The 5391-nt window shown below is 73.5% G+C and carries 4 protein-coding genes; 1 reads left to right on the top strand and 3 read right to left on the bottom strand.

What is annotated here, in order from left to right; all coding sequences use genetic code 11:
* Positions 1-112 precede the first annotated feature (112 nt).
* The 3 genes from GTW08_RS02010 to GTW08_RS02020 all read right to left on the bottom strand — a co-directional run bounded on the left by GTW08_RS02010 (position 113) and on the right by GTW08_RS02020 (position 4306).
* Positions 113-1984: an ABC transporter ATP-binding protein gene (locus GTW08_RS02010; protein WP_174565860.1), complete on the bottom strand. Its 1872-nt coding sequence runs from the start codon at positions 1982-1984 to the stop codon at positions 113-115.
* A 186-nt stretch (positions 1985-2170) separates the two neighbouring features.
* Positions 2171-2380, bottom strand: coding sequence for a helix-turn-helix domain-containing protein (locus GTW08_RS02015; protein WP_010240451.1), 210 nt, complete (start codon positions 2378-2380; stop codon positions 2171-2173).
* 303 nt (positions 2381-2683) lie between these two features.
* Positions 2684-4306 carry an ABC-F family ATP-binding cassette domain-containing protein gene (locus GTW08_RS02020; RefSeq protein WP_062395368.1) on the bottom strand — a complete coding sequence of 541 codons (1623 nt, stop codon included), beginning with the start codon at positions 4304-4306 and terminating at the stop codon, positions 2684-2686.
* 149 nt (positions 4307-4455) lie between these two features.
* On the opposite strand from GTW08_RS02020, the gene GTW08_RS02025 reads away from it, so the two are divergent.
* Positions 4456-5247 (top strand): SDR family oxidoreductase, encoded by a 792-nt coding sequence (locus GTW08_RS02025; protein WP_073574736.1) that lies wholly within the window; start codon positions 4456-4458, stop codon positions 5245-5247.
* Positions 5248-5391: the final 144 nt, after the last annotated feature.

Genomic DNA, 5391 nt, shown 5'->3' on the forward strand with positions numbered 1-5391 from the left:
GCGCGGTCGGCGTCGCGCTGCTGTTCGCCGCCGTCGCCGCGGTGGCCGAGCCCGGCGCCGAGGTGGCGGACCCGCTGGCGGGCCGGGCCTGAGCACCGGCCCCCGGAGTCGCTCAGCCCGCGGTCGTCGCCGCCGGGAGGAACTGGGTCCGGTAGAGCGTGGCGTAGCGGCCGTCGGCGGCCAGCAGCTCGTCGTGGGTGCCGGACTCGACGACCTGCCCACCCTCCAGCACCGCGATCCGGTCGGCCGCACGCACGGTGGACAGCCGGTGCGCGATGACGATCGCGGTCCGCCCGACCAGCGCCTCCGCCAGTGCCTCCTGCACTGCGGCCTCGGACTCCGAGTCGAGGTGCGCGGTGGCCTCGTCGAGGATCACCACCCGCGGGCGGGCCAGCAGCAGACGGGCGATGGTCAGCCGCTGGCGCTCACCACCGGACAGACGGTAGCCGCGCTCCCCCACCACGGTGTCGAGACCGTCGGGCAGCGTGTCGAGCAGGTCGCCGAGCCGGGCGCGGCGCAGCGCGTCGATCATCTCGTCGTCGGTGGCGTCGGGCGAGGCGTAGCGCAGGTTACCGGCGATGGTGTCGTGGAACAGGTGCCCGTCCTGGGTGACCATCCCGACGGCGCCGCGCAGCGTGGCGAACGACAGGTCCCGCACGTCCACCCCGGACAGCTCGACCGAGCCGGCGTCGACGTCGTAGAGACGTGGGACCAGCGATGCGAGCGTGGACTTCCCGGCCCCGGACGACCCGACCAGGGCCAGCAGCCCGCCGCCGTGGACGTGCAGGTCGACGCCGTGCAGCACCTCGGTGTTGACCCGCTGGTCGAGCACCGCGACCTCTTCCAGCGAGGCCAGGGAGACGTCGGTGGCGCTGGGGTAGGTGAACCGGACCCCGCGCAGGGCGACGTCGACGGGGCCGTCGGGCAGCGCGGCCGGGCCGGGCCGCTCGGTCAGCATCGGGCGCAGGTCGAGCACCTCGAAGACCCGCTCGAAGGCGACCAGCGCGGTCATCACGTCGACGCGGGCGTTGGCCAGCGCCGTCATCGGGGTGTAGAGCCGGGTCAGCAGCAGCCCGAGCGCGACGACGGTGCCCGCCGGGATCGCCCCGGTCACCGCGAGGTAGCCGCCGAGGCCGTAGATCATGGCCTGGGCCAGCGCCGACACCAGCTGCAGCGCGGTGACGAACAACCGCGACACCATCGCCGACCGGACACCGATGTCGCGCACCCGCGACACCTGGCCCCGGAAGACGGCGGCCTCGGAGTCGGGGTCGCCGAACAGCTTCACCAGGGTGGCGCCGGGCGCGGAGAAGCGCTCGGTCATCTGGTTGCCCATGGTGGCGTTGAGCTCGGCGGCCTCGCGGCGCAGCTCGGCGAGCCAGGTCCCCATCCGCCGGGCCGGGAGCACGAACACCGGCAGCAGCAGCATCGCCAGCACGGTGACCTGCCAGGCCAGACCGATCATGACCGCGATGGCCAGCACGAGCTGGATGCTGTTGGACAGCACCGTGGACAGGGTGCCGGTGATGGCGGTCTGGGCGCCGATCACGTCGTTGTTGAGCCTGCTGACCAGCGCCCCGGTCCGGGTGCGGGAGAAGAACGCCAGCGGCATCGACTGGACGTGACGGAACACCGCCACCCGCAGGTCCTCGATGAGTCCCTCGCCGAGCCGCGCGGAGAACCAGCGGCCGGCGAGCCCGACCACCGCCTCCAGGACGGCCATCCCGGCGATCGCCCCGGCGATCACCATCACGACGCGGGCGGCGTCGGGCAGCTCGTTCGCCGCGACGATCGTGTTGACCACGCGCCCGGCCAGCACCGGCGTCGCGACGCCGATCACGGCGGTGACGGTGGTCAGGGCCAGGTAGGACAGCAGCCAGCGGCGGTAGGGCCGGACGAAGCCCCAGATCCGGGGCCAGGTGCCCCGCGCGATGGAGCCACGGCGGATGGACGTCGAGTCCGCCCCCCGGATGACCCCGCGCATCAGAGCGAGCGGGCGATCCAACGGTGTTCCCCTTCGCCGGTGGTGGACGGCGAGGGTTCACGTTACGGCGCGTACGGCGGGCGGGCGCGGTGGTCCCGCGCGCGGCGCCCCGCGACACGCCCCGGACACACGACGACGCCGCCCCGGGCTCGCTGCTCGACCCGGTCGGCGGCGCCGACGAGAGGACTACTTCTTCTTGGTACGGGTGGCGCCGCCGCGCCCGCGCAACGTCACACCCGTCTCGGACAGGACCCGGTGGACGAAGCCGTACGACCGCCCGGTCTGCTCGGCCAGCGAACGGATGCTGGCGCCCTTCTCGTACTTCTTCTTCAGGTCGGCGGCGAGTTTGCCCCGCTGCGTCCCGGTGATCCGGGCGCCCTTCTTGAGCTCGGCCATCGGCCCTCCTCATCCCCTCCGCGGATGCCCCCGCGGACCGCCGCATCTGGCGCGACGATCAGGCCATGATGATCCAGTTGACCATTTATGACCAGAACGCGGAAAACGCGATCGGCGAACGGTTACCCCGAACGGCGCAGCACCGCGGGTACCTTTCGGAATCGTCATCCGTCGGGCAGCGCAGTGGATTACCCCGTCGGAACGGACCGTGCGCGATTCCGGGAGCCGCACGCTGTACGGCCCGGACACGTCCGACGATCGTGGTGGTCCGGTCGGGTGATCACCGCTGCGTGCGGTGACCGGTCACGCGAGCTGGACGAGTTCCAGGTAGTCGGCCGACCAGTGGTCCTCGGTGCCGTCGGGCAGGACGATCACCCGGTCCGGCTCCAGCGCCTCGACCGCACCCGGGTCGTGGGTGACGAGCACGACGGCGCCCTCGAAGCGGCGCAGCGCGTCGAGCACCTGCTCGCGGCTGGCCGGGTCCAGGTTGTTCGTCGGCTCGTCGAGCAGCAGCACGTTCGCCGCCGAGGACACCAGACCGGCCAGGGCGAGCCGGGTCCGCTCACCGCCGGACAGCGTCCCGGCGGGCTGCTGGAGCTGCTCCCCGGAGAACATGAACGACCCGAGCAGGGTCCGGAGCTGCTGCTCGGCGGCGTCCGGGCTGGCGTGGCGGATGTTGTCCCAGACCGAGGCGTCCATGTCGAGCGTGTCGTGCTCCTGGGCGAAGTAGCCCCGTCGCAGCCCGTGGCCGGGCACGACCCCGCCGGAGTCGGACTCCTCGGTGCCGGCCAGGATCCGCAGCAGCGTGGTCTTGCCGGCGCCGTTGAAGCCCAGCACCACGACCTTCGACCCGCGGTCCACCGCGAGGTCCACCCCGGTGAACACCTCCAGCGACCCGTAGGCCTTGGACAGGTTCTCCGCGGTGAGCGGGGTGCGCCCGCAGGGCGCCGGGGTCGGGAACCGGATGTGCGCGACGCGGTCGGCCTGACGCTCGTCGTCGAGACCGGCGAGCAGGGCGTCGGCCCGGCGGGCCATGTTCTTGGCGGCGACGGCCTTGGTGGCCTTCGCGCCCATCTTGGCGGCCTGGACGTGCAGCGCGGACGCCTTCTTCTCGGCGTTGGCCCGCTCGCGGCGACGACGCTTCTCGTCGGTGGAGCGCGCCTCCAGGTACCGCTTCCAGTCCATGTTGTACTGGTCCGCCTCGCCGCGGGTCGCGTCGAGGAACCAGACCTTGTTCACGACCGCGGCCAGCAGGTCGGTGTCGTGACTGATGACGACCAGACCGCCCTCGTGCTGCTGCAGGAACCCGCGCAGCCAGGTGATCGAGTCGGCGTCGAGGTGGTTGGTGGGCTCGTCGAGCAGCAGCGTGGTCGCCGACTGCGACCCGCCGTCGGAGGCGGCGAACAGGATCCGGGCCAGCTCCACGCGCCGGCGCTGACCGCCCGAGAGCGTGCGCATCGGCTGGGCCAGCACCCGCTCGGGGAGACCCAGGTGCGTGCAGATCCGCGCGGCCTCGGACTCCGCGGCGTAGCCGCCGAGGGCGGAGAACCGCTCCTCGAGCCGTCCGTACTCGCGGACCGCCTTGTCGTTCGCGGCCGGGTCGGCCAGCTCAGCCATCGCCGTCTGCGCCTTCTCCATCTTCGCCAGCAGCACGTCCAGGCCGCGGGCCGAGAGCACCCGGTCCTTCGCCGTGACCGACAGGTCGCCCTCGCGCGGGTCCTGCGGCAGGTAGCCGACCGGTGAGTTCGCGCTCCGCTGCCCGGAGTACGGCTCGCCCTCTCCGGCCAGCACCCGCATCGAGGTGGTCTTGCCGGCGCCGTTGCGCCCGACCAGACCGATCCGGTCGCCGGGCTGCACCCGCAGGGTGGCACCGGAGAGCAGGATGCGGGACCCGGCGCGCAGTTCGAGGTCGGTCGTGGTGATCACGTGGAAGAGCTCCAGACGGAGGACGAGGAGTGACGCTGAGAGGACCGGATGCGGGCACAGTCGTGCCCGGACGCCGGTCTACTCGATCAGGACCACGCGACCAGGCTACCGGCCGGGTCCACCCGATTCCCCACGTAGGGTCGGGTCCCATGACCGATCTCACCTCCCTGGCCGGTCGGGCGGCACTGGTGACCGGCGCCTCGCGGGGCATCGGGTACGGCGTCGCCGCCGCGCTGCTGGCGCGCGGCGCGTCGGTGACGATCACCGGCCGGCGCGCCCCGGAGCTCGACGCGGCGGCGTCGGAGCTCGCGGCAGGCGCGGGGGTCGGCACCGGCCGGGTGCTCGCCGTCGCCGGCAACGTCGGGGACGCGGCGCACCGGGCCGCCGCGGCGGAGGCGACGGTGGCCGCGTTCGGTTCGCTGGACGTGCTGGTCAACAACGCCGGGATCAACCCCCAGCACGGGCCGCTGGTCGAGGCCGACCTCGACGCCGTCCGCAGGATCCTCGACGTCAACGTGGTCGCCGCCCTCGGGTTCGTCCAGCAGGCGCACCGGGTGTGGATGGGTGCGCACGGCGGCGCCGTCGTCAACGTCGCCTCGGTCGCGGCGCTGCGGCCCACCGGCGTCATCGGGGCCTACGGGGCGTCGAAGGCGGCACTGCTCACCCTGACCGAGGAGCTGGCCGGCCAGCTCGGCCCCGGCGTCCGGGTCAACGCCGTCGCCCCCGCCGTGGTGCGGACGAGGTTCGCCGAGGCGCTCTACGCCCACGACGAGGCGTCCGTCGTCGCGGGCTATCCGCTGGGGCGCCTCGGCGAGCCCGCGGACGTCGCCGAGGCGGTGGCGTTCCTCGTCTCCGACGCCGCGTCCTGGGTCACCGGGGCCACCCTGCGGATCGACGGCGGCAGCCTGTCCGCCGGCCGGCACCGGCCGGGCCCGCGATGACGGGGACGAGGAGCGGGACGGCGTCGTCGAGCCGGTCGGGTGCCCCCGGCACGACGGTGGCCGACGTGCTGGTCCTCGGCGGTGGTCCGGCCGGGCGGGCGCTCGCGGCGGCGTGCGCGGAGACCGGGCTGCGCACCACGCTCG

It is taken from the genome of Pseudonocardia sp. SID8383, from assembly GCF_009864975.1.
Classification (GTDB): Bacteria; Actinomycetota; Actinomycetes; order Mycobacteriales; family Pseudonocardiaceae; genus Pseudonocardia; species Pseudonocardia alni.

Coding starts and splice junctions, on each gene's coding strand:
- GTW08_RS02010 (WP_174565860.1), bottom strand. CDS start 1,984: ATGCGCGGGGTCATCCGGGGGGCGGACTCGACGTCCATCCGCCGTGGC.
- GTW08_RS02015 (WP_010240451.1), bottom strand. CDS start 2,380: ATGGCCGAGCTCAAGAAGGGCGCCCGGATCACCGGGACGCAGCGGGGC.
- GTW08_RS02025 (WP_073574736.1), top strand. CDS start 4,456: ATGACCGATCTCACCTCCCTGGCCGGTCGGGCGGCACTGGTGACCGGC.